Raw genomic sequence first — 22,217 nt, 5'->3', positions numbered from 1 at the left:
ATAACCAAGTGTCCATAGTTTCGACTTACTCTTTCTGCTGTTAGCCGTTTGTCGCTAATTGTTCTAGCGAGTAGCCGGTTTGAATTTACCGGTTCCAAAGGAGTCCTGATTCACAGAGTCGGGCTCCTCGGCTCCCATTTTTACCCTCCGCTGGTCATTATTGAAGCCAGCGGACGAAAGCAAGTTAAAGGTTGTCATATCATGCTTGAGATCAAGGATCTGCACGTTTCGGTTGAAGATAAGCCCATCCTTAAAGGGCTGAACCTGTCGATTCCTGATGGTGAGGTGCATGCCATCATGGGCCCCAATGGTGCAGGTAAATCGACCCTGTCGTCTGTTATCGCCGGCAAGGACGGCTATGAAGTTACCTCGGGCTCTATCCTTTACAAAGGTGAAGACCTTTTGGAAATGGAAGTGGAAGAGCGTGCTCAGGCCGGAGTGCTCATGGGCTTCCAGTATCCGGTTGAAATTCCCGGTGTAAAAAATATTTACCTGTTGCGTGCGGCGCTGAATGCCAAGCGTGAAGCTCAAGGGCTGGGCGAAATTCCTGCCGGTGATTTCATGCGCCTGATCAAGGAAAAAGCGGCCTTCATGAAAATGGACCCCGCTTTCCTGCAACGTGCAGTGAATGAAGGTTTCTCTGGTGGTGAGAAAAAACGCAATGAAATCCTGCAGATGCTGGTTCTTGAGCCGCAATTGGCGCTGCTGGACGAAATCGATTCCGGGCTGGATATCGATGCAATGAAAATTGTCTCTCAGGGAGTAAACTCTCTGCGTGATCCTTCTCGTTCAATCCTGATTGTGACGCACTATCAGCGCCTGTTGGATTATATCGAGCCCGATGTTGTTCACGTCCTTATCGATGGCAAAATCGTGCACTCTGGTGACAAACAGCTGGCGCATGAGCTGGAAGCACGTGGTTATGACTGGTTGGAAGAAGGAGCACAGGCATGAGTGATACTGCCACTCGTCGCGATGCGTCGGGCAGTGAACCCACTCTCGGCGCCTTCCCGCAACAGTACGCGGATTCTCCCCGTTCCTCGAACGTCAATCTACAACCCTTGCGTGAGCAAGGCTGGGCTGCCTTTCAGCAGCTGGGATTTCCTTCCCGCAAGGTAGAAGCATGGAAGTACACTGATACCCGCGGAATTTCACGGGGTACTTTCGAACCGGTCACTCAGCTGTCATCTGTGGAAATTGGCGCTGAGAGCTCTCTGGATATTGATGCGTATCGTCTGGTCTTTGTGGATGGTGTCTTTGACCCTGCGGCTTCTGCATTGGGTGATCTGCCAGAAGGTGTACAGCTGGCGCCGTTGTCCCATCGGATTGAAGACAATGCCGCGTTGCCGGAAGGTTTCGCTGGCCTGTTGGGTGCTGATGCCGGTCCTTTCAGTGCACTGAATCTGGCTTTTGCCGGTGAAGGTGTGGTGTTGACGGTTGGACGTAATGTGGAGCTGGACAAGCCGGTTTACGTGCATTTCTACTCCACTGCGCAGGCCCAACCTGTCATGAGTCATCCGCGCCTGCTCATCAAGCTTGAAGATAATGCGCGTGCCAAAGTGATCGAACACTTTAATGGTGATTCAGATGCCAAAAACTTTACCAATGTGGTGGGTGAAGGGTATCTGGCCGCGGGAGCTCGCTTGGATGTGTATAAGCTGAACGAAGCCGCCGAGCAGGAATTCCACGTTGCCAACTTCAAGTTGGAACAGGATCGCGACAGCCATTTCGTTTCCCATAATCTGACATTGGGTGGTGGGTTGACGCGAAATGATCTGGATACTGAGCTTAATGGCACCAACGCGCAGACTGAGTACTGGGGGCTGTTCTTCGTGAATGGTCGCCAGCACGTGGATAACCACACCGTGGTGAATCATAACGTGGCTAAAACGTTCTCCAATGAGAACTACAAAGGCATCATGAATGATCGTGGTCACGGCGTATTCAATGGTCGCGTGTATATCAAGCAGGATGCTCAGGAAGTGCGCGGGTATCAAAACAACGCCAACCTGTTGCTTTCGGACAAGGCTGAAATTGATACCAAGCCCGAGCTTGAAATTTATGCCGATGATGTTCTTTGTTCACATGGCGCGACGACCGGGCAGTTGGATGAAGAGGCTGTCTTTGCCCTTCGAGCACGTGGCATTGACGAAGAGAAAGCGCGGGCACTGTTAACATTGGCCTTCGCAGGGGAAGTGCTTGAGGCCACCGAGATACCGGCGATTTCTCAGCGGGTGGAACGGCGAGTCGCAGGCATGTTGCCCGATCGTTTTGATCTTGAAGATCTGGTAGAGTTTGCGCAATAAGCAAACGGGCGGCGCTGTCTGACAGTGCCGCTTTTTTATTTGTACCTCACCAAAGAGGCTTTGGTGGGGCTTTTTTCCTGATGGGTTGGCGGCGATAATACCCAGATAATGATAACCTGCTTTTGATAATTGCTGATGTTGACCCGGGTAAGGATTAAGTGATGACACAGACTGCGACCGATACTTCTACCACATTCGATCCGACCAGGATCCGGGAAGAATTTCCCATTCTGGAACGTCGTGTGCATGAAGGGCGCCCATTGGTGTATTTCGATAATGCAGCGACCAGTCAGACGCCTGATACCGTGGTCAATGTATTCAATGACTATTACCATCGTCTGAACGCCAATATTCACCGCGGACTTCACTGCCTGGCCGATGAGGCGACAGCTGCTTTCGAGAGCAGTCGTGAGGCTGTGCAGCATTTCCTGAATGCGGCTGACAAGCGTGAAATTGTTTTCACCCGTGGGACGACCGAGGCCATTAATCTGGTGGCCCAAACCTATGGGCGCCAGTTTCTCCAACCCGGTGACGAGATCATTGTTTCGTTGATGGAACATCACTCCAATATCGTGCCGTGGCAGATGCTGGCCGCCGAGCGTGATCTGGTTCTCAAGGTCATTCCGGTAAAGGATAACGGTGAACTGGATATGGCTGCGTATCAGTCATTGTTATCAGAACGGACGGCGCTCGTGGCCGTGGCGCATGTGTCCAATACGTTGGGGACTGTCAATCCGGTTGCTGAAATTGCTCGTCTGGCCCATGCGCAGGGGGCAAAAATACTGGTTGATGCCGCACAAAGCACACCTCACCAAAAGGTGGATGTACAGGCGCTGGATATCGATTTTCTCGCCATGTCAGCGCACAAAGTGTATGGCCCAACGGGGATTGGTGCCTTGTATGGTCGTCTGGAATTATTGGAGGCCATGCCGCCATGGCAGGGCGGCGGCGAGATGATTCAGCAGGTCAGCTTTGACCATGGGACGACTTACGCCGAACCACCACACAAGTTCGAGGCGGGGACCCCTGCAATTGCTGAAGCGATTGCTTTCGGGGCGGCCCTACGCTGGTTTGAGCAGCTCCCCATTCAGCAGGTCGCCGCGTGGGAACATACTCTACTCACTCAAGCGACAGACGCGATCGAATCGATTGACGGTGCACGTATTATCGGGACAGCACCGGGCAAGACAGGGGTGGCTTCCTTTGTGATCGACGGTGTGCATTCGCAGGATATCGGTCTGTTAATCGACCAGTTTGGTGTGGCAATTCGTACGGGGCACCACTGTGCTCAACCGGTACTGAAACATTTTGGGCTTGAGGCGAGCTGTCGTGCCTCTTTTGCGCTTTATAATACGCTGGAAGAAGTCGAGGTGTTCGCAGAGGCTCTGAAACGCGTTGTGGCGATGGTGAGATCCTGACATGAGTGGCAGTGTCGATTCCCTGCGCAAGGGGCAAAAATTGGCGTTATCACGTGATGTGCCCGTCATTTCGGTGCCTTTCGGTAAAACAATCGAGCTTTCGGCGGGTGCGCCTGTGGAGATCATGCAGGCACGTGGCAGTTCGGTCAGTATTGCGGCGGAAGGGCGACTTTATCTGGTTGAAGGTGATCAACTGGATGCCCTTGGGCTTGATACAGTACCGCGCCAAATACTACCCGCCGGTTCCAGCCATGATGCGTTGGAGGCCTTCGTCTGGGACTGTCTACGTACCTGTTTTGATCCTGAAATTGCGGTCAATATTGTTGAACTTGGGCTCGTCTATGGTGTCCGACTGGATACACTGATCACGGGTGAAACGATGGTCAACGTCCGCATGACGCTTACCGCGCCGGGGTGTGGAATGGGGGATGTCATCGCCGCTGATGCAAAACACAAGATTCAAGGGGCAGAGCAGGTCTCGCGTGTTCATGTTGAAATCGTCTTTGATCCCCCCTGGTCACGCGATATGATGAGTGATGAAGCACGCCTTGAGTTGGGCATGTTCTAGCATTCTTGCACGTCTTTTCCCATGAAGCCGCTCTGCGCAGGAGTTGTTCCCAGCGATGCATAAAGTAACCCTGTCGGGTCTGAAAAGGGCGACTCTATGGTGTCTTGCCGGTATTCTGACGTTGACATTGGCATTCATGTTAACCTTCATAGGTGCCAATGTGTGGGTACTGCAAAGTACCAAAGGGCGTATTCATGACAATGCGGCCATGTGTCCGAGTACCAATATTGGTATTGTCTTCGGTACCTCATTCCGCCTCAGAAGTGGGGCAGCCAACCCTTATTACAATGCACGTATGGATACTGCGGCAGAGCTTTATCGGCTAGGGCGTGTCTCCAATCTCCTGCTTTCAGGGGATAACCGCACCATGTACTACAATGAGCCCATTACCATGTGGCGGGATCTCCAGGCACGCCATGTACCGAAGGACAGGCTGACACTGGATTATGCCGGCCTGAGCACACTGGATACACTTTATCGCGCTCGTCATATCTTTGGCATCACGCATGCGGCACTGGTAACACAGCGTTGGCACCTGCCGCGTGCCTTGTTTATTGCGCGTGCTGAAGGTATCGATGCCTATGGCTGTGCTGCCAATCCGCCCATTACCGGACGTGATCACGCCATGGATATGAGGGAATGGTTTGCCCGCGCGTTAGCAGTATTCGATCTTTATATTCGCCACAAGAAAGCGCGTATCATGGGTGAACCGGAACCCCTACCGGCGCACTCCAATATCACGCAATACCCGTGAGCCAGTCAAAAGCAGGATAATATTTTTTATACGCCATGCCATGTCCCAGCGTGTAGGGATGTGTGTGGAATGAGCTATTTACTAGCCTTTACCTGGCGCTGAGACGCGGTGAATTCACGTTGCGCTTCATAAAGTGAACGTAGCAAGCCATGAGATTGCTTAAAAAGGGTAATCAGCAAGCTATCAATCGCTTCAGGCAGCGGGTGGCTCATTCCTTTTGCCAAAGCGATCAGTACCGCGCGTTCCCTGTCATAAAGTCCGTTCAATACCCAACGATAGCTCCCTGATACCACCACTTTCAGGCGACTCCACAACCACCGGTAGTCGTCGCGTTCAATGTCCATGTCATGGGGCAGCATCTTGAGCTGTTCGCGACACAGCCGCTCAAGTTCGAAGACCTTCTCCCGTCGCTCTTCATAAAGGGGTGTTAGTTCTTCTCTGATGGAGGCTTGTAAGCGGCTTGTATTGTCGTAGAAAAAGTCGAGGCTCTCTGCCAGCGCTTTGAGGGCGCTGTCTATTGCCACTTGCCTATTATCCAGAAACATGGCACCTCCCTCCCAAACGTTCATGTATTTTCGTGCGAATTACTTCATTTGCTGCCCGGACTATTTATTAACTATCCGCCTTGTTTGCTACCAACACGTTTGCTACGAAAACCACGCGCATGCTCTCTTGTTTGCACATGTCTTCCTGTGTGTTGCCTTTAGCCCCATTGGAATATAAACGAGCGAACCACATTCATGCGCCATCAGCATTACTGACCAAGAGATGCCTGTAATCGATTTTTTAGTACACTCCCATCCGAAGCCTGTTGCAACATCATGATGACGGGCAAGCGTAGGCGTGCCAGTTGTGCAAGATCCTTGATGCAGGCAATGAAATCGATAGAAGGGGTTACTGCCAGCGCATTCAGGTATGCCGAGAGGCGCTCTTCATGTTCCAGTAATTGCCAGCCCTTTGCACTGATGACAGCGAGCTCTTCTACCGAAAGCGTCTCATTCAACAGGTGATCCAAAGTGTTAGCGGCTATCTCACTTTGTCCAGACAGTATGGCACGTAGCACATTGATGCGTTGGTGTTCTTCATGTTTACCGCGGGCCAACAGTGCTTTTTGCAAAGGTTCATTGTTAGTGGGGAAGTGTTCCAACATGCGGCACAGGGCTTCCAGGGGAGCATCAGGTAGCATTGGCAGTTGTTTGGCGATTCGCTCTTCAAGCGCAGGCGTGAGCGCCAGACACAGGTCGGCCACGCTTTGATAATCCAGCGAAGCCCAGTCAATGGGCTGTCCATTGGTATTTCCGTCACCTGAATAATAGGCACGCGCCATTGCCATCCCTTTGCTCTCAGGCAGGCCGTTGTCACGTGAGGCAAGCGCATGAAGGGCCGCAAGGGCATAGTTGTCAGGCCTGAAGGCAAGCGGATTATCCTTCAAGGGATCTTGCAAGGCCTCCCCCTGCGGACGTGTACCAAGCTGTTCCAGCAGGCGGTGGAGGAAGGTGTCCCGGGCATTGGGAATCAGTAACCCCTGTTCATCAAGAGGCAGTGCAATACACCAAATTACCGCTTCTTCGGCCGGCTGAGCTTTTGCACGCAACATGAGTGCCAACCGAGCTGTCGCTTTTACTGGTGTTGCCCACGGGCTTTTGATCTCTTCGAAAGTACGGAAGTCATGCTTGCTTACGGCGGCAACACGGCGCCCGATATTATAAATACTGTAATCAAGCTGAGCCTGTTCGAAGAAATCGCTTAACGTGCCGGGGATCGACGTTTGGATCGAGGTAGACGTTGAAGGGGAGTCATTCATACCGCTTGCCTGTTCATGACGTGTAAGTTATCAGAGCCCGTGGGGCCGGAGCCTGTCGTGTGGAAAGAGACAAGTGTGACGATAAAACCGGAGAGAGGCAATCAACGATGTTGGCTGATTTTTGACCAGTCTACGTGACGCCTCTATTTATGCGGGTTTTCGCCGGTTATCCCAATCTTGTCCACAATACTTTCCCGTGTTTTTGTGAATGCTTGCAAAGATGTCCACATCACAGTCACTCTTTTTCAGGTGGATGCCTTTATATAGGTGCATCACAGTGCCGGGTGCTTGGAAGCGCTGATACACCAGTCATCGGTGGCCTATGCACCTGTCATTATGTCTAGACCTATACTTATGTCTCTCCCTATGCCAGTGTGCGTATGAAAGCATAGCGGCGGCATTTACCGTTACGAGGACACCTTTGTAACCACGCTCGGCTTTGTTACCATAACGGGTCTATTTATCGCTTGCCTATCATTCGAGTTGCTTTGTCATGTTGAGTGAATAACAGCCAGAAGTAACCGTATAGTTCTGTATTGAGCAGATTCCACGATTGTCCAATTCTCATTGTAGCCAGCGTGTTACGCCCTCAGGCTGTTTCAGCCATGAATGTTTATCGGCAGGTGAGTCCGTTTTTTTAATTGTTTTTAGCCAAAGGGCTGAAATCCGTAAGGAGCGTTTTATGTCACAACAGACAGAACTCAGCGATGCCCTCAGTCGTCTTGAGGCGGCGATGCGAGCAGCAGGGATATGGAGCCTTCCACGCCCTGATGACAAGGCCTTCGAAAGTCTTGAGCCTTTTGCACTGGACTCGATGAATATGGCTGAATGGTTGCGTTACATTTTTGTGCCACAGCTTCGCACCCTATTGGGTGAAAACAGGCCGTTACCATCAAACTGCAGTGTGACGCCTGCTGCCCAGGTCTATTTGCCTGATATGTCAGAAGGGGCGAAATTGCCTGTATTGATGGTACTTCAGGAAATAGATGAATTGCTCAGTACTGAGGGTGGTCAACAGCAGGATCCGAAAGCGTTACACTGATCCTTGTCGGCTTCCAGCAAGCAACGTCTGGATTGCTATCCACCAAGAGGAGGGCAACACTAGCCCTCTTCATTAAATCAGGCAGTATAGCAATATGAAGAAATAGCTGGCCACGGTGTCAGTGGCTTCCTGAGAGACTGCTGTTTGGTTCTTGCTTTGGTACAACCCTGCTCATTCACCTTTCGGAACATTGTGTTTTATGCGGCAACGCTCCCCTTCATCGTGTTAAAATCAGTTGTTCAGTACGGTTGTCATTTTATCGACAATATCCGTGAACACGCCAGTGCACCCCCACGAAAACAACTCTTTTGCCCGATCAATATCATTGACCGTCCACACATTGACACCATAACCGGCAGCGGATAATTTCGCGACAGTTTGGTGTGTCAGCCCATCATTCTCGACATGTGCAAAGGTCGCCCCGCAAAGCTCCAATACGGTCAACCAGTCACTTTGTAGTGTTGCCGTTTCAAAGAGGACGCCTATGGCATACGCAGGGGCTCTTTCATGAAATGCCATCAGAATGGGTTGCGAGAATGAGGAGACGATCACCTGGCACTGCGGTGAAAGGCGACCAAGTTCTTTAATGATTGTGTTGATCAACCGGATGGTTTGCCTGGCACCCTGCTCGTTTTGCTTGATCTCCAGATTAAGATTCAGCTCATGTTCGTTAATGAAGTCAATCAGCTGATGCAGGGTAGGGATACGTTCATCCGCAAATGTTTCGTCAAACCAGCGGCCTGCATCGATAGAGTCTAGATCGGCTTGCTGAAGGGGGTAGAAAGAACCTTTGCGATTCGTTGTACGGTCAAGCGTTGAGTCATGAATGATGATTGGTGTACCGTCGGCGATGATATCAACATCTGTTTCTATCCATTTACCGCCGGCTTGAACTGTTGACTGGAAGGCAGCTAATGTATTTTCAGGAGCGCGAGTAGGCAAACCGCGATGTGCGAAAACGGTTTGGTTCAAGGCGGGTATATTAAGAGTGGGTTCGTGTACCGACACAACACAGTCCTTTCATTGGAGGAGTGGGATACATTGATGCATAGGGATTGTGCCTCTCTAGCCTAGCAACAAAAAAGGCCTCGTGTTAGTGATTTTGTTGCAGAGTCAGGAAGAGTTTTTGCATGCTCTTCATGTTTGAGGGCTGTCGCAAGACTTCAATTCAAAAAGGGCAGAGCGGTTTCAACCTCTCTGCCCATATCCGATGAGTCATACGGTTCTGGAATGATGAATAACTATTATACGGTCAGTTTAGAAGCGCCAGGTCAGACCTGTCATGAAGACAATGGGGTTAACCTTCAGTCGTTTACTGGTCAAGGAGGCGCCATCCTGATTGACGCGCAGGTCCGGTTTGCTGTCCAGATACCAGATGGCTGCGTTAACCCCCAAGTGTTTGGTCAACATGTAATCCACCCCGGCTTGTGCTGCCCATCCCCATGTGTTTTTCAGATGTGCGCTATAGCCCCCGGCGAGGTGAGTGCTGGAATAGATGCTATAAGTGGCACCTGCACCCACGTATGGCTGTACCTGTGAATCAGTACCGCCTAACGGGTAATACTGTGCGGTGAGGGTCGGTGGAAGAACGCGAGTGCTGCCGTGCGTTACTTTAGTAGCGCCAATTTTTACGTTGTAATCGCTTTTGAAACTGCTGGGAGCGGCCAACAACTCGACGCCGATTTGGTTGGTCACTCGATAGCCCAGGGTAAAACCGAAGCCATGGTCGTTTTGAGGGCGCTGAATGCGTGCGCCGGTCAATTTACCATTCAGATTGGTATGACCACCCATGGGGTGAACATAGGTAAGACCGCCACGCACCCAAAAATCACCGGCGCCATAGGCAAAAGCATTAACGGAGGCCAGCGAGCAGGCAACGGTAGCGAGAGAAAGACCTAATGTTTTTAGTTTCATGACGAAATTGTCCGCTATTTTCGATCCAGTGTGATAGACGTCAGGCGTCGAGAAGCCTTCCCTTGAAAAACTTCATGGTATTAACCTTAAAGTATGTGTGGTTATTTGACGATGTGGCAGGTTGCCGCATTCTCCAAAAGTTGTATGCGAAAACAGGGTGAACCTCTTGTAATACACTCGAGGCATACAATGCTTTATGGTTTCCAAAAGCCTGATGAAAAGTGATAGGGGGTATCACGGAGATATCGAGAAAAGTTCAAGGGTGAGCGCAGTAAAAGATGACAGAGGGAAACGTTGGCGGTTGATTCGTTGCACGTTGAATATAGTACGTTGAATATAATTTCATGAGGGGGATAAAAGAAAACCCTATCCGAAGACAGGGTTTTCAAGTCAACTACTCGTTCATTTCAACGAGAATCAGCTGGTGATTTTGCGGTAGATGAACAGAACTACCAAAGCACCGATGATTGCGATGACGAAGCTACCGAAGTTGAAACCGGTTACAGAACCAAAACCGATCAAACGACCGATGAAACCACCGACAACAGCCCCTACGATACCGAGGATGATAGTCACGATAAAACCACCGCCGTCATTGCCAGGCATGATCCACTTGGCAATTACACCTGCGATGAGGCCGAAAATAATCCATGAAAGGATTCCCATGATGTGCTCCTTGACTCTTTAATTGAGTGATTCGTTATTACCCCTTGATTGTAGTATATTTTTGCCCAATGAAAGAATAGTCTTTATGGGTTATTTTATGCTATTGGGTAACCAACCGTAACAGAATCACGGTTTGTATGTGCCTTAAGCGCGTTAAGATAACTTTAACTTGTTGAAAGACAGCATGATTTATGGAACAAATGTGCGTGAACGCTCGCACTCGCTGGTTTAGGCCATGTACCTTCACATTTACAGGTTTATAATGAGTCGAAAAGAGGTGGCTCTCATTCCTGTGTAGGGTGATGATCTGTTTTAAAAATGAATAATTGCATGTATCAACCAAAAGAGCTGGCACCTTGACGCGATGAAGCGTATCCTCCACAAAGGATTACAGGGGGTCATGGGCTGTTTCTTCGATGATCGTTATTCGGAAGCGCCCACATCTATTGTATGGGCCCCATTTTATTGGCTACCTGTAGAGCCCAGTTGTGGCGGAGTGTCGGTTTTCTACTCTCATGCAATAGAAATGGCCTACCATGTATAATCAGTCGTATATGTATAGCGTGCTAATCTGAATGTTGTATATATTTGCCCTGAAGTTTAATTGGTATTGGTAAAAAGTATCTGTACATCGGATATGATGAGTTTGATAGCCAATCAGTTTTTTAGTTTTTCACATATATGTGATGAATAATATTGTGATGAATAGTATTATGATAAATAGTATTCTTCGTTGCCTTTGTTATGGACTGTCGTATGAGTCGCGCTGATCAGGTGAATCGGAACATGTTTTTCGTTCCTCTTCCTGTGTACTTTAGGCCAGTTAATGTCCAGCTTCATGGTAATGTATCAGCGTCAATGCCTGAGGATATACAACGTAGCCTTTGGCATCGTTAATACATGTGTCCTCAATGAATGTGTGAATGATCAAAGTTATAACCAGAAGTTGGCAACCAGTACCTGCTCGTATTCTTATGGTCTGGTATTCATTTCAGAGTCAATTATATGAATATTGTCTGGAAGTTTGGTAGCTTGTCTGAATGATCCTAAAGTAATAGCGTATAAATAGCGTTAGTAAGTAAATAGTCGTAATTAAATATAAGTAATATGAAATTTGGCTATTGAATAGCATGTCTGATTTCATAGTTATTCGTTACAAAAAAGTAAATAAATTTATTTGATGGAATAATAATGTATGCCTCGTGAAAGTTCTCTTTCGATCAAGGACAAATGGGCGCTTGAGGCCCAGTTGGGCGAGATGCTTCGTGGTTTGGATACTACTGCGTCATTAAAAAAGGATGAAGGCTTCAAAAAGCGGCTGGATATACTCATTAATGAGTATGGTCTGGAGCGACAGGATGTCGTGGACATTCTGCTCTGCATACAAAAATTTGCCAGTGATACTATGCTATCTGTGTAGCAAGTCGCGTAACAAGTATTGAATCTGCCTGTTCGAAGTGGGTTTAACGATTTATTTTTTGATGTGGGTACTTTCTAGCCCTGCGTTATTAATGCAGGACTTTCATTACTGAGTACTATTTTTTTTCGCCCCCATTACACCTCAGCGCTTGTCATGTGAATTTCCTTTAGGGCTTGTCGTTTTCCTCGGCTGGCGCTTCGTTGAGTTGGCATTGTTCTTCTCCTGCCTGTCCCCTGTGTCACCTGCCTGAACAGGTGACATATCGAGACTTCGCGCTGTTCCCCATAGTAAGGTTTCAAACGTAAAAAAGCCTGCTGGCGATCCATACAGGGAAGGGGCCAGAGGCTTTTTCTGTCCCCCCGGTTGTACAGGGGGGGGAGGCCAGCAAGCGTTCAATTGGCTTAGTGGGTATCTGAGCCTGAACTATTCGCTTCGTTTTGTGAGACCTGATTCTGGGCGGCAGTGAGTTGTGCATAATCGGCAAGGATTTGAGCACTCTCATCCACTTCAGCCTGATTAATAGGTGAATTGGCATCGTCAGACCCTATGCTGTCGAGGGCATCGAAGTCATTGGTGCCTTCTTTCAGCGGTTTCAGATGCAGTGCCTTGCGACGTGCATTCTCAAGTTGAAGTTGAGCATCATTTTGCTGACGCATCTCTTTGCGACGTTGATCAATATTCAGACTGACAGACGTATCCTGTTTATCCAGACGATTGATCAGCTCGACTTCCTGTGTCAGATAGAGGAAATTGGGCTCGCGATTGATACGTTGATTATGGAGTTTCTGCAATTCAGGCAAATAAGCCTTTGGATCACCGTACATGCGATGCTGGGCAGCAGGGATGGTATCCCAGGGCATTGCATTCGGAAGAGAACTTTCACCTATTTCCTTGTCATTATAGAAAGAGGGGTAGCTGATATCCGGTGTTACACCATGATCCTGTGTACTGCCGCCAGAGATACGGTAGAACTTGGCGCGTGTCAGGCGTAGTTCACCATGTGTCAGATCACTCACGGTTTGAACCGAGCCTTTACCGAAGGAGCGTGAGCCAAGAATCAGGCCGCGTCCATAATCCTGAATTGCGCCAGCAAAGATTTCAGAAGCGGAAGCGGAAAGGCGGTTGACCATTACTGCCAACGGACCGCTCCATACCATGCTGGGGTGATCATTACCGTAGATCGATACATGGCCGCGTGCATCTCTTACCTGTACCGCAGGGCCTTGATCGACGAACAGGCCAATCATGGAAATTGCTTCCTGAAGAGCACCCCCGCCATTGTTACGAATATCCAGAATTAGACCCTGAATATTCTGTTTTTTCAGCTTTTCAATCTGCTCTGCAACGTCACGGGTAGAACTACGATAGTTGGCTGCTCCTGATTCATAGCCAGCGAAGTCGAGGTAGAAGGCAGGAATGGTGATCACACCGACGCGTTCTTTCTGACCATTGTGATCAATGTCAACAACACGGCCCTTGGCAGCCTGATCTTCCAGTTTTACCTGTTCACGCGTAATCGTGATCGTGCGAGTCTGGCTCGGATCGACGGAATGAGCCGGGATGATTTGCAAGCGAACGTCGGTGCCTTTCTTGCCGCGTACGAATTTGACTACGTCATCAATTCGCATTCCGGCAATGCTTTTGAGGGGTCCGCTATCCCCCTGGCCGACAGCGATGATTTTGTCGCCCACGTGGATCTTGCCACTGCGGGCCGCAGGGCCGCCAGGTACGAGGGAGGCTACCTTGACGTATTCATCCTGTGCCTGTAGCACTGCACCGATGCCATCCAGCGACAAACGCATCTGGATATCGAAGGATTCACTGTCTTCGGGTGACATATAAGCTGTATGGGGATCAACCGCATTGGTTTCAGCGCCCATGATCAGGCTCAACACATCATCCGTGTTGGTTTGCTTCAGGAGATTGAGCTGTTCCTTGAAACGCTGGATCAGTCGGGTCTTGATCTCTTTGTCCGTCAGCTTGGGTTCAGTTATTTTCTGAATCAGCGCGGCATTCAACAAACGTTTTTGCCAGATGTCGTTCAGGCTATCGAAGCTGGATGCCCAGCTGGGAACTGCATTTTTGATTGGCAGCCGTTCATCTGTATTGAAGTTGAAGGGTTCCGGTTTTTGCAGTTGAGTGATCAACCACTCCAAACGTTCCTGTACCCTCGACTGGAACAGGTTATAGAAGTTATAGGGACTGGTAAGCTGCCCAGAGGAAACAACTTGTGCAAAGTTGTTTCTGAGCCACTGATATTTGCCTACGTCTGCTGCCGTCAGATAAAGATGCTGCGGATCAAGCGATTTGACCAATAGATCGAAGGCCTTGTTGGACCATGCCTTGTCAAAATTGATATGAACATAACTGCCCAGGCGAATGGATTGAGTCACTTCCTGAGAGGCTAGCGAATCGTCTGCATTGGGGGTGACTGTGGCCAGCGCAGGGGTAGCTAAAGTAGTGCACAAGGCCAGAGCAATAGCACTTGAAGCAGTAATAAACGGCCTCATCAAGGATGACTCCCGATTTTATTAATCTTGAAAGTTCAGAAAAACAGCCCTGTGCATGTCGTCATGCCATAGACTATCCATCAACGGGTTTCCAGCAGTTTAACAGGCCTTTAAGGTGTATAGTCAATCGTCATATGCCTTTTTTGTCGGCATAATACATGCAGGCAATAGCATTGAAGGTTGCTGGAAGAAGATTGACACTACCTTAAAGGCGTCTTTTTTTCATGGTGCGCGATATTGAAGATGGCGACGTTTACATGAGCGTTGCCAAGGCTGAAATTTGTCTGGGCAGGGACTGTTCTCATGAATTCTTGTTTAACATGCCAAGTCATTTGATAACCATGATAGTCAAAAGATACGTTGGGAAACAATGTTTTCAAACATCTTTTCCAATAAAAAGTATATCGCCAGTGGAGATTCACTCCTTCTTCATGGTTCCCTTTTCGTTATTCATCTTTATTGCTGCCAATCTATAAACCACTTCATAGGCAAAAACGAGAGAACTTTATGTCTTCCTCAGCAGTATTACATCGCCTCTTTTCTTTCCTGAATGCTTCTCCCACCCCCTGGCATGCCGTGGAGGTAATGGCCCAACGGCTGAGTGAGAACGGTTTTACTCGCTTGAATGAAGGGGAGTCGTGGTCACTTTCAGCGGGCGAGAGCTATTATGTCACACGTGGCGATGGCGCCTTGATTGCTTTCCGCCTGCCGATGAAGGATCTGACGGATTTCCGCATGATGGGTGCCCATACGGACTCCCCACAGTTGCGCCTGAAGCCCAATGCATTGATCAATTCGCGTGATTGGTGGCAATTGGGTATCCAGGTATATGGTGGCGCGCTGTTAAACCCCTGGTTTGATCGTGATCTCGGGTTGGCTGGCCGTGTGCATTTGCGCCGAAACGGGCGTATCGAATCTCTGTTGATCGATACCAAACGTCCCATAGCGGTGATTCCCAACCTGGCCATTCACATGGACAGGGAAGCGAATAGTGGGCGCAAGATCAACCCTCAGACCCAAATGGCGCCTATTCTGGCCTCTATTGAAGAAGAGGTGGGGGAGGATGTCCATACCTTCATCAAAACCTTGATTGAACAACAGTATGGTGCAACGGAAGGGGATGTACTGGATTTCGAGTTGGGCTTTTATGATACCCAGCAAGCAGCATTGATCGGTTTCAGGGAAGAACTCTACAGCAGCGCGCGTCTGGATAACCTGTTGTCCTGCTTTTGTGCGCTTGAAGCGCTCCTGGAGGCTGATGGCACGCAGGGAACCATGCTTGTAGCCAATGACCATGAGGAAGTCGGTAGCGCGAGTGTCAGTGGTGCACAGGGTACTTTCCTTGCGGACGTGCTTGCCCGTTTGAGTGAACAGAAAGGCGTGGGCGCACAGCGAGCTGCTCAGGCCAATGGTGCTGAAGAGACGCGAGTACGCCTGATACAACATTCGCGCCTCATTTCTTGTGACAATGCGCATGCGTTACATCCCAATTTTGCCGACAAGCATGATGCGTCCCACGGGCCTCGCTTGAATGGTGGGCCGGTTATCAAGACCAATGCTAACCAACGTTATGCCACCAGCAGCCAAACCGCCGCACTATTCCGTGATATCTGTCAGCAGAATGATGTCCCCGTACAGGACTTCGTCACGCGTTCGGATATGGGTTGTGGCAGTACCATTGGGCCTATTACGGCAACACAGTTGGGTATTCCCACACTGGATATCGGTTTGGCTCAGTGGGCCATGCACTCTATTCGTGAAACAGCGGGGAGCAAGGACCCTGAGTTCATGATCAAGGCCTTGGTAGGCTTCTGTAATCGTGAGGATATTCAGTAGGTAACGTATAAGGGAAGTCTGATGATACGGCTACTAAAATGTCAGTTTCCAACCCGGTATTGTGAAAGATATCGACTGGCAGAAAGAGAGCGGTTGAGCAATATCTCATGAAAGATAACGGCTGAAAGGCATTGGGCGTATCGGTCAAGGTTCTGGTACGCCTTCTGTTCGTGGATTATTCAAAAATCATCAGACGGTCGAAGGCAAAATATCGGCGGCCTCACCGGTAGTTCGTATTCAATCTGGACATCCACGTAAAGGTATACTGTATCCAGGGTATGGATATCGATAAGTAGAATAAGAGTAGTTGAAAACAGAGGAATAGGAATAGGAATAGTTGCAGAGAGGCATTGTAGAACAACAGGTGGGATCGAAGTGGTGGCTACGCCCTGATTTGAACAGGGGACCCCATCATTATGAGTGATGTGCTCTAACCAGCTGAGCTACGTAGCCCTTCGATGGGTGCGTATCTTACTGATCATGCTGAAAATGTCAACCATAAAAATATAAAAGACGAAAAATCATCGAGTTGCTGCTATTTCTACGCGCCCGCTATATAGGGTTGCTTGCGAAAGGAAGCTGGCAAAATTGATCGATAAGAAGAATGATGTTTCTTTCCGGTCGATAAAATACTCTCATTGATCGTTAAAAAGCTCGGCAAATATACCGAGCTTTTTCTCTGATCGGATAGGATCAAACAGGATAGTTAGATGCTGTAGGCCTGCAAAGATATCTAGAACACCATACGCAAAATAATAAAGAGGATAAAGGAGAGGAGTATTGTAGCGGGTAGCGTCATGATCCATGCCAGTATCATATTGCGAATGGTTGCCCATTGCAGGCCGGAACCATTGGCGGACATGGACCCCGCAATAGCGGATGAAAGTACATGGGTCGTAGAGGCAGGGAGCCCAAGGTGATCAGCCGCTCCGATGGTGGCCATGGTCACCGTTTGCGCAGCGACCCCTTGTCCATAATTCAGATTGTCTTTGCCGATTTTCTCACCAATGGTTGTCACGACCCGTTTCCAGCCAACCATGGTACCGAGCCCCAGAGCCAGTGCAACCGCCACTTTTACCCATGAAGGAATGTATTGGGTGCTCCGATTGACGGCTGCCTGGTAGGCATCCACGGCTTGCCGGTCCTGTGGCGAAATGGCAAGCACACGGCCTTCTTCGATCAGATGAAGGGCCTCTCCCGTAAGATACAAGCGTGTACGGATCTGAGCGACTTCCTCGTGGGGAATTTCACTAAAGCTATGATAACGGGCCAGCTCATCACTTGTACTACGCAGGTACTCGGCCAGTGCAGGTGTGGCCTGTATATCCCAGCTATGGTTTTTAATCGTCTCTGTAACCACTTTCTGAGGTGAATCGATAGTGGTGGGTGGGTATGGATACTGTTCCAGCATCTGTGCAACGTGGTTGGATGCCTGTTGGAGTTCGACAAGATCCTGAGTGTGGGAATCCGGGTTCAGGGAAAAGGCAGCCGGTACCAGTCCAATTAGAATCAACATGATGAGCCCCATCCCTTTTTGCCCGTCATTCGACCCGTGGGCAAAACTGACCCCTGTACATGTCAGTATCAGGAGACCCCGAATATAGCCGGGTGGTTTCTCATCAGGCTGCGCCACCTTGTTCAGTGAAGGCGCCCGGATGAAGACTTTCATGACAATCAACAACAGGGCAGCGGCAATAAATCCGATGATAGGGGAGAAGAGCAGCGACAAACCGATCTTTTCAGCCTGGCCCCAATCGATACCATGGATGGAAGCACGCCCGGTTTCCAGAAAATTATTGGCAAGTCCCACTCCGAGTATGGAGCCAACCAGGGTGTGAGAACTGGAATTGGGCAAGCCAAAATACCAGGTACCGATATTCCAACTGATGGCAGCCAGTAATAGCGCAAAAACCATGGCAAGGCCGGCACCGGTACCGACCTGGGTAATCAGTTCGACAGGCAATAGCGCAATAATACCGTAGGCGACAGTTCCAGTTGCCACCAGAGCACCGAAAAAGTTAAAGAGTCCAGACCAGAGCACTGCTGCCTGCGGTGGCATGGAACGGGTGTAAATGACGGTGGCGACTGCATTGGCAGTATCATGAAATCCGTTGGCAAATTCGAAGCCAAAGGCGATCAGAAGTGCAGCGCACAGGGTGATCCAGGGAATGGCAGGAATACCATCGAGATCAATACCCAGGCAATAAAATATATAACAAAGGCCTGCCAGTATCATGCCCCCCATAAGCAGGGCCGTGGGCAGTTTCGAGAAGCCTCTCTTGGAACGCTGTGCTACTTCTGTGACGTTGACAGAGGGTTCCGGAGGGGGAGGCATGGACATAAGCAAGGATTCCGAGCGGACAACATGTGATTCAAGGTGCGCGGCAAGCGTATTACTTCAAGATGACAGTAATGTGACAATTTGTGTCATATTGCCATAAATCTGCTCTTCCTGAAACGGCTATCAATCAGCGAAGAATAGGTACATCAATTTCAAGAGCACTTTATAACTGGAAAAACCACGTGAGAAAAGCCCCGGAATACAGAGGCCAGCCGTCTTTTTGAAGGGAGGTATGTGAAATCGGATAGCACGAAAAATGTACAAAGGATCGCAAAAAGAAATGCCTACTTTATGGCGTATAGCTGACACATATACCGTTGACCTGCCTTTTTGGCCTGGAAAATTGCCTCGTCTCTTTCTTTGCGTGGTTTGGACACAATTATTATACATAAGGCTATAGATGAAAACGCAACTTGGTGTAATAATCCGCCGCGGCGTTTCATGGGCAATATGCCTTGTGGTTACGCCCATACTCGTTCGGTCATATATCGATGCAAAGGCTTGTGTCGGTATGGCCGTTCCTTCTTCATAATGTGGATAACTGTTCGGTCAGCAATATTACTGGCTGAAGCCTTGTACGTCTGGAACCTGGAACAATGTACTGTTTGAACATCGTACTGTTTGAGTAGTGTAATGGTTAAAGTAGTGTATCGGTTAAAATAGTGTATTGGCCAAAACAGTGCATTGATTAACACAGTGCCTTGGTTAAAACAGTATATCGCCTGTTATCCCGCCTGATTGGGCATGGTTTCCAATCTCACCATAACGATAGTGGAATATGGAATGACCTCATCGACCTCCTATTCGAATCGGCAGGCCTGGCTGCGTGTTGGTTTGTTGGCGCTGGCTGCCTTTATTTTCAATACTACCGAATTCATGCCGGTAGGATTGCTGAATGACATCAGTATCAGCTTTAATCTTCCTGTGCATGAAATCGGGTTGATGCTGACTATATATGCCTGGGTAGTCGCGGTGTTTTCTCTACCTGCCATGTTGCTTACTCGCAAGATGGAGCGTCGACGCCTGCTCAGTGTGGTATTTGTCATCTTTATTATCAGCCATATTCTCTCTTCAGTGAGCTGGAGTTACCCCGTACTGGTCGTCAGTCGTATCGGTATTGCATTGGCGCACTCGATTTTCTGGTCCATCACGGCATCGTTAGCGGTGCGTATTGGCCCGCCGGGGAAAGAGCACAAATCGCTTGCGCTTCTGGCGACAGGAACGGTGCTGGCAATGGTACTGGGTGTCCCACTGGGTCGCATTATCGGTAACGCGTTTGGGTGGCGGCTTACTTTCTCATTGGTCGCCATGGCGGCTACCATGATACTGCTGGTGCTTGGGCGTTCACTGCCCTTGTTGCCCAGCGAGAACGCAGGGTCATTTTCCAGCCTTCCCACGTTGTTGAAGCGACCTTTGCTGCTCACTTTCTATGCCCTGACGCTACTGATGGTCACCGGTCATTTCATGGCGTATAGCTATATTGATCCATTCTCTATAGAAGTGGCGCACCTTTCCAGCATGATGGTCACAGGACTATTGTTGGCATTTGGTATTACTGGAATCGTGGGCTCGTTGCTGTTCAGTCGCTTGGGGGGGAAATTCCCCAGGACCTTTATGTTCGCGACTGTAGCTGTCATGACCCTTTGTCTTTTTCTGCTACTGCCAGTTGCACACAGTCATGAAATGCTCATGGTATTGGTGGCGATCTGGGGGGCTTCCATCATGTGCCTTGGGTTAAGTCTGCAGGCACGTATCCTGGAACAGGCAAGCGATGCAACGGATGTGGGGATGGCCGTTTATTCCAGCCTTTACAACGTGGGTATTGGAGGAGGGGCCCTGTTGGGCAGTATCGTCATCAGCCATCAACAGTTGAGCCTTGTGGGTATTTACGGCGGTGGTTTGGCTCTGGTCGGTACTTTGCTTTATGGCGCCGTTGCAGGGCGTTCCTTGATGAGTAAGCGAATCCGGCATAATGGGGCCTGATGGCACGGCTCTTGATCATTCTGGGAAGCCGAAGCATGTGGGGCGGCTGGATGCCGGATTGTTCTTGTGACTTCAATGTGATGAAGCCCGCCTGGTGCCCATGTCATGGCCATGGAAGGGTCTGAATGATACATGATAAAGAGAGGGGCTGATGGTGTCATGACCGTCAGCCCCTCTCTTTATGGTTTGCTCGTGCTTTGCGAAGCTAACCAGCGCTTGTTTCTACCCAAGCGCTGAGTCATTACTCAAGAAGCAGTCTCACAGGCGCCTTTTGAAAGGGCGCTATACATTGAAGCGGAAGTGAACAACATCACCATCCTGAACAATGTAGCTCTTGCCTTCGAGTCTCCATTTGCCTGCGTCCTTGGCACCTGCTTCGCCCTTGTAGGTGATAAAGTCTTCGTAGCTGATCACCTCGGCACGAATAAAGCCCTTTTCGAAATCGGTATGAATAACGCCTGCTGCCTGCGGTGCCGTGGCCCCGACAGGGGTTGTCCAGGCTCTGACTTCCTGTACACCGGCTGTAAAATAGGTTTGCAGGCCAAGCAGTGAATAACCGGCGCGGATGACACGATCAAGCCCCGGTTCTTTCATCCCCAGCTCTTCCAGAAACATGGCTTTTTCTTCGCCATCATCCAGTTCGGCAATTTCAGCTTCCAGTTTGTTGCAGACAACGACGACAACGGCGTTTTCCTGTTCGGCAATCTTGCGAACGATATCCAGATAAGGATTGTTTTCGAAGCCATCTTCATCGACATTGGCAATATACATGGTGGGTTTCAGCGTTAGGAAACCATAGCCACGCAACAATACTTTTTCATCATCATCCAGCCCGAAGGAACGAAGTGGATTCCCTTCTGCCAAGTGAGGCTGAATTTTTTCCAATACCGCTTTGGTTGCGATAGCTTCTTTATCGCCGCCCTTGGCAACGCGCGTCAAACGTTGGATGCCACGATCAACACTGTCCAGATCAGCAAGCGCCAATTCGATATTGATGGTTTCGATATCGGCCTGAGGGTCAACCTGATTGGCGACATGGATCACATTCTCATCATCGAAACAACGTACCACATGGGCGATTGCGTCTGTCTCACGGATATTCGCGAGAAACTGGTTACCCAACCCTTCCCCCTTGGAGGCACCCGCCACAAGGCCTGCAATATCCACGAACTCCATCGTGGTGGGGACGACTCTTTGCGGTTTGACAATCTCGGACAACGCATCCAGACGGGGATCAGGCATTGGTACAATACCTGTATTGGGTTCGATGGTGCAGAAGGGAAAGTTTTCTGCATCGATGCCTGATTTTGTCAGTGCATTGAATAGCGTTGATTTACCCACGTTCGGCAAACCGACAATGCCGCAATTAAAGCCCATAGTGTTGTCCTGAAACCTTAAGGATGAGGGAGGAGGCTCCTGTAAGAGTGTGTTTGAGCAAGCACTGGCATTGTAAGGGCCCGCATACTGAAAAACACCCCAAGTGGAGACTCATCTTGTCATGAATGATTGCCATGTAGACTGAGCGTGGCTCTTGGCGGTAAGCACATGGAGTGTGCTGCTTGGTTTATACCTCATCGCCTTGGCGAGAACTGTTGCCATAACGATAGCCACTGAGTATCGCCAGCTTTTGTACACATGACTCTGATTCGGCATAG

Annotated in this window: 17 protein-coding genes and 1 tRNA gene; 9 read left to right on the top strand and 9 right to left on the bottom strand. The window is 49.5% G+C overall.

Annotated elements, in window-relative coordinates; translation table 11 throughout:
- Window positions 1–201 precede the first annotated feature (201 nt).
- The 5 genes from sufC (at window position 202) to LMG33818_RS03340 (ending at window position 5,046) form a co-directional block, all read left to right on the top strand.
- A complete protein-coding gene (gene sufC, locus LMG33818_RS03360) occupies window positions 202–954 on the top strand; it encodes a Fe-S cluster assembly ATPase SufC (RefSeq protein ID WP_442321930.1) in 753 nt (250 codons plus the stop codon).
- Window positions 951–2,306 carry a Fe-S cluster assembly protein SufD gene (sufD, locus tag LMG33818_RS03355; RefSeq protein ID WP_442321929.1) on the top strand — a complete coding sequence of 452 codons (1,356 nt, stop codon included), beginning with the start codon at window positions 951–953 and terminating at the stop codon, window positions 2,304–2,306. The genes sufC and sufD overlap by 4 nt, the downstream gene beginning before the upstream one ends.
- 161 nt (window positions 2,307–2,467) lie before the next feature.
- The gene (locus tag LMG33818_RS03350) at window positions 2,468–3,724 is read left to right on the top strand and encodes an aminotransferase class V-fold PLP-dependent enzyme (RefSeq protein ID WP_442321928.1); all 1,257 of its coding nucleotides are present in this window, start codon (window positions 2,468–2,470) and stop codon (window positions 3,722–3,724) included.
- Window position 3,725: 1 nt separating this feature from the next.
- Entirely contained in the window at window positions 3,726–4,292 is a 567-nt protein-coding gene (sufT, locus tag LMG33818_RS03345; RefSeq protein ID WP_442321927.1) for a putative Fe-S cluster assembly protein SufT, read from the top strand.
- Between the two features lie 55 nt (window positions 4,293–4,347).
- Complete coding sequence (locus tag LMG33818_RS03340) at window positions 4,348–5,046, top strand: SanA/YdcF family protein (protein WP_442321926.1); 699 nt, start codon at window positions 4,348–4,350, stop codon at window positions 5,044–5,046.
- Window positions 5,047–5,120: 74 nt separating this feature from the next.
- On the opposite strand, the gene LMG33818_RS03335 is transcribed toward LMG33818_RS03340, so the two are convergent.
- On the bottom strand, window positions 5,121–5,615 hold the full coding sequence (locus tag LMG33818_RS03335; protein WP_442321925.1) for a hypothetical protein: 495 nt from the start codon (window positions 5,613–5,615) through the stop codon (window positions 5,121–5,123).
- A gap of 185 nt (window positions 5,616–5,800) precedes the next feature.
- On the bottom strand, window positions 5,801–6,850 hold the full coding sequence (locus LMG33818_RS03330; protein WP_442321924.1) for a DUF3549 family protein: 1,050 nt from the start codon (window positions 6,848–6,850) through the stop codon (window positions 5,801–5,803).
- Between the two features lie 682 nt (window positions 6,851–7,532).
- Here LMG33818_RS03330 and LMG33818_RS03325 point away from each other — a divergent pair.
- Window positions 7,533–7,892, top strand: a complete 360-nt coding sequence (locus LMG33818_RS03325; RefSeq protein WP_442321923.1) for a YqcC family protein — start codon at window positions 7,533–7,535, stop codon at window positions 7,890–7,892.
- 231 nt (window positions 7,893–8,123) lie between these two features.
- Here LMG33818_RS03325 and LMG33818_RS03320 read toward each other — a convergent pair whose 3' ends face one another.
- The 3 genes from LMG33818_RS03320 to LMG33818_RS03310 all read right to left on the bottom strand — a co-directional run bounded on the left by LMG33818_RS03320 (window position 8,124) and on the right by LMG33818_RS03310 (window position 10,472).
- The gene (locus tag LMG33818_RS03320; protein ID WP_442321922.1) at window positions 8,124–8,900 is read right to left on the bottom strand and encodes a glycerophosphoryl diester phosphodiesterase; all 777 of its coding nucleotides are present in this window, start codon (window positions 8,898–8,900) and stop codon (window positions 8,124–8,126) included.
- 249 nt (window positions 8,901–9,149) lie between these two features.
- Window positions 9,150–9,806 carry an OmpW/AlkL family protein gene (locus LMG33818_RS03315; protein WP_442321921.1) on the bottom strand — a complete coding sequence of 219 codons (657 nt, stop codon included), beginning with the start codon at window positions 9,804–9,806 and terminating at the stop codon, window positions 9,150–9,152.
- Between the two features lie 417 nt (window positions 9,807–10,223).
- Window positions 10,224–10,472, bottom strand: coding sequence for a GlsB/YeaQ/YmgE family stress response membrane protein (locus LMG33818_RS03310; RefSeq protein ID WP_442321920.1), 249 nt, complete (start codon window positions 10,470–10,472; stop codon window positions 10,224–10,226).
- A 1,195-nt stretch (window positions 10,473–11,667) separates the two neighbouring features.
- Between LMG33818_RS03310 and LMG33818_RS03305 the strand changes: the two genes are divergently transcribed.
- Window positions 11,668–11,892: a hypothetical protein gene (locus tag LMG33818_RS03305; protein ID WP_442321919.1), complete on the top strand. Its 225-nt coding sequence runs from the start codon at window positions 11,668–11,670 to the stop codon at window positions 11,890–11,892.
- A gap of 401 nt (window positions 11,893–12,293) precedes the next feature.
- On the opposite strand, the gene LMG33818_RS03300 is transcribed toward LMG33818_RS03305, so the two are convergent.
- Window positions 12,294–14,402 carry a carboxy terminal-processing peptidase gene (locus LMG33818_RS03300; RefSeq protein WP_442321918.1) on the bottom strand — a complete coding sequence of 703 codons (2,109 nt, stop codon included), beginning with the start codon at window positions 14,400–14,402 and terminating at the stop codon, window positions 12,294–12,296.
- A gap of 507 nt (window positions 14,403–14,909) precedes the next feature.
- Here LMG33818_RS03300 and LMG33818_RS03295 point away from each other — a divergent pair.
- Window positions 14,910–16,238, top strand: coding sequence for a M18 family aminopeptidase (locus LMG33818_RS03295; RefSeq protein WP_442321917.1), 1,329 nt, complete (start codon window positions 14,910–14,912; stop codon window positions 16,236–16,238).
- Between the two features lie 376 nt (window positions 16,239–16,614).
- Here LMG33818_RS03295 and LMG33818_RS03290 read toward each other — a convergent pair.
- Together LMG33818_RS03290 and LMG33818_RS03285 are read right to left on the bottom strand one after the other, a co-directional pair.
- Window positions 16,615–16,691, bottom strand: a tRNA-Met gene (locus tag LMG33818_RS03290).
- 280 nt (window positions 16,692–16,971) lie between these two features.
- On the bottom strand, window positions 16,972–18,579 hold the full coding sequence (locus LMG33818_RS03285; RefSeq protein WP_442321916.1) for an inorganic phosphate transporter: 1,608 nt from the start codon (window positions 18,577–18,579) through the stop codon (window positions 16,972–16,974).
- A gap of 783 nt (window positions 18,580–19,362) precedes the next feature.
- Here LMG33818_RS03285 and LMG33818_RS03280 point away from each other — a divergent pair.
- A complete protein-coding gene (locus tag LMG33818_RS03280; protein WP_442321915.1) occupies window positions 19,363–20,562 on the top strand; it encodes a sugar transporter in 1,200 nt (399 codons plus the stop codon).
- 282 nt (window positions 20,563–20,844) lie between these two features.
- Here the strand turns inward: LMG33818_RS03280 and ychF are convergent, their stop codons facing one another.
- Window positions 20,845–21,939, bottom strand: a complete 1,095-nt coding sequence (gene ychF / locus LMG33818_RS03275; RefSeq protein WP_442321914.1) for a redox-regulated ATPase YchF — start codon at window positions 21,937–21,939, stop codon at window positions 20,845–20,847.
- Between the last annotated feature and the right edge of the window lie 278 nt (window positions 21,940–22,217).

The sequence above is a fragment of the Cernens ardua genome (genome assembly GCF_051251085.1).
Classification (GTDB): Bacteria; Pseudomonadota; Gammaproteobacteria; order Pseudomonadales; family Halomonadaceae; genus Cernens; species Cernens ardua.
This window is presented reverse-complemented; position numbering and strand designations above follow the sequence as displayed.

Excerpts from the sequence above, each read along its gene's own strand:
- sufC (WP_442321930.1), top strand. The coding sequence starts at position 202 with ATGCTTGAGATCAAGGATCTGCACGTTTCGGTTGAAGATAAGCCCATC.
- sufD (WP_442321929.1), top strand. The coding sequence starts at position 951 with ATGAGTGATACTGCCACTCGTCGCGATGCGTCGGGCAGTGAACCCACT.
- LMG33818_RS03350 (WP_442321928.1), top strand. The coding sequence starts at position 2,468 with ATGACACAGACTGCGACCGATACTTCTACCACATTCGATCCGACCAGG.
- sufT (WP_442321927.1), top strand. The coding sequence starts at position 3,726 with ATGAGTGGCAGTGTCGATTCCCTGCGCAAGGGGCAAAAATTGGCGTTA.
- LMG33818_RS03340 (WP_442321926.1), top strand. The coding sequence starts at position 4,348 with ATGCATAAAGTAACCCTGTCGGGTCTGAAAAGGGCGACTCTATGGTGT.
- LMG33818_RS03335 (WP_442321925.1), bottom strand. The coding sequence starts at position 5,615 with ATGAACGTTTGGGAGGGAGGTGCCATGTTTCTGGATAATAGGCAAGTG.
- LMG33818_RS03330 (WP_442321924.1), bottom strand. The coding sequence starts at position 6,850 with ATGAATGACTCCCCTTCAACGTCTACCTCGATCCAAACGTCGATCCCC.
- LMG33818_RS03325 (WP_442321923.1), top strand. The coding sequence starts at position 7,533 with ATGTCACAACAGACAGAACTCAGCGATGCCCTCAGTCGTCTTGAGGCG.
- LMG33818_RS03315 (WP_442321921.1), bottom strand. The coding sequence starts at position 9,806 with ATGAAACTAAAAACATTAGGTCTTTCTCTCGCTACCGTTGCCTGCTCG.
- LMG33818_RS03310 (WP_442321920.1), bottom strand. The coding sequence starts at position 10,472 with ATGGGAATCCTTTCATGGATTATTTTCGGCCTCATCGCAGGTGTAATT.
- LMG33818_RS03305 (WP_442321919.1), top strand. The coding sequence starts at position 11,668 with ATGCCTCGTGAAAGTTCTCTTTCGATCAAGGACAAATGGGCGCTTGAG.
- LMG33818_RS03300 (WP_442321918.1), bottom strand. The coding sequence starts at position 14,402 with ATGAGGCCGTTTATTACTGCTTCAAGTGCTATTGCTCTGGCCTTGTGC.
- LMG33818_RS03295 (WP_442321917.1), top strand. The coding sequence starts at position 14,910 with ATGTCTTCCTCAGCAGTATTACATCGCCTCTTTTCTTTCCTGAATGCT.
- LMG33818_RS03285 (WP_442321916.1), bottom strand. The coding sequence starts at position 18,579 with ATGTCCATGCCTCCCCCTCCGGAACCCTCTGTCAACGTCACAGAAGTA.
- LMG33818_RS03280 (WP_442321915.1), top strand. The coding sequence starts at position 19,363 with ATGACCTCATCGACCTCCTATTCGAATCGGCAGGCCTGGCTGCGTGTT.
- ychF (WP_442321914.1), bottom strand. The coding sequence starts at position 21,939 with ATGGGCTTTAATTGCGGCATTGTCGGTTTGCCGAACGTGGGTAAATCA.